This is a genomic window from Rhodococcus sp. EPR-147, from assembly GCF_001647185.1.
In the GTDB taxonomy this organism is placed as follows: Bacteria; Actinomycetota; Actinomycetes; order Mycobacteriales; family Mycobacteriaceae; genus Rhodococcoides.
In genome coordinates this window covers 1-1346 of record NZ_LVCU01000093.1, presented here as the reverse complement: position 1 = coordinate 1346, position 1346 = coordinate 1, and the positions used below count along the sequence as shown (strand labels likewise).

Sequence of the window (1346 nt, the reverse complement as noted above, 5' to 3'; positions counted from 1 at the left end):
GTCTGAACTGTGATCGTCGGTTGGTTCCGGTCAAGAACGTGCGCGGTGTCAGAAAGTCCGACATGGCACTCAACGATGCGCTGCCCGATATTCGGGTGGATCCCGACACGTTCACCGTGCGTATCGACGGGGACGTGTGGACGGAGCAGCCGGCAACCGAACTGCCGATGGCGCAGCGATACTTCCTCTTCTGATGCCCGATGCCCGACTACAGGTGACGACGCTGCTCTCGCTTGCAGATTCACGCCTGCCCACCGGTGGCCACGTGCACTCCGGTGGAGTGGAAGAAGCGATCGCCTCGGGCTTCGTCCGAGACATCGCGACGCTCGAGGCGTTTCTGCGACGCCGTATCCGAACCTCCGGGGCCACGACGGCGTCCATTGCCGCATCACTGGTGCACGGGTCGTCGAGCACGGACGAGGCCGATGCCGAGTCCGACGCCCGAACCCCGTCCCCGGCTGCCAGGTCTGCCTCCCGTGCTCAGGGCCGTGGACTGCTTCGGTTGGCCAAATCTGCCTGGCCGCATCATGATTGGGCGGCCATCGGCCGCAAGCCGCATCTGGCCGTTGCCGCCGGACACGTCGGACTCGCGGCGGGCCTGTCGGTTGCCGACACGGCCGCCGTCCAGGTGTACATCACCATGACCGGGTCGGCGATTGCCGCCCAGCGTCTGCTCGCGCTCGATCCTGCCGAGGTCGCGGCGTGCACCATTCGGTTGGGCGACTTCTGCGACGACGTGACCGCGGCGGTGTGCGAGTGCCTACCGGAGCTGATGGAGTTGTCGGATCCGTTGCTGGACATGTTCGCCGAAGCCCACGCCGTCCGCGATCGGCCGTTGTTCGTATCCTGAGTACGGATCCATTTTTTCTCTAGCGACAAGGAGTTCGACATGCCCCCGCACCTGATCGACGGTGAGCCCCACGACCACGGTTTGGATCGGCCCAAGCGCGCACGGGTGGCAGGTGACGCGCTGCGCGTCGGCATCGGTGGACCGGTCGGTTCCGGGAAGACGGCGTTGGTGGCGGCACTGTGCCGCGAACTGCGCGACGAACTTTCGCTCGCCGTGCTCACCAACGACATCTACACCACCGAGGATGCGGACTTCCTGCGTCGGCACGCCGTGTTGCCCGACGAGCGCATCACGGCGGTGCAGACCGGTGGCTGCCCACACACCGCGATCCGAGACGACATCACGGCCAATCTCGACGCCATCGACGATCTGATCGAGAACAACCCACCCCTGGATCTGATTCTCGTGGAATCCGGTGGCGACAATCTGACGGCGACGTTCTCGTCAGGTCTGATCGACGTACAGATATTCGTCGTCGACGTTGCCGGGGGAGACA

The 1346-nt window shown here is 64.9% G+C and carries 2 protein-coding genes and 1 pseudogene; all 3 read left to right on the top strand.

Features of this window, described 5'->3' with window-relative positions; translation table 11 throughout:
- Nucleotides 1–194 (top strand): annotated as a pseudogene (gene ureC / locus A2J02_RS27105) (urease subunit alpha); the annotation flags it as partial.
- Entirely contained in the window at nucleotides 194–850 is a 657-nt protein-coding gene (locus A2J02_RS04570) for an urease accessory protein UreF (RefSeq protein WP_068047353.1), read from the top strand. The pseudogene ureC and the gene A2J02_RS04570, both read left to right, overlap by 1 nt.
- A gap of 39 nt (nucleotides 851–889) precedes the next feature.
- Nucleotides 890–1346, top strand: a 457-nt coding sequence (locus A2J02_RS04565; RefSeq protein WP_331712128.1) for a GTP-binding protein, incomplete at its 3' end; no start/stop codon positions are given.

Excerpts from the sequence above, each read along its gene's own strand:
- A2J02_RS04570 (WP_068047353.1), top strand. The coding sequence starts at position 194 with ATGCCCGATGCCCGACTACAGGTGACGACGCTGCTCTCGCTTGCAGAT.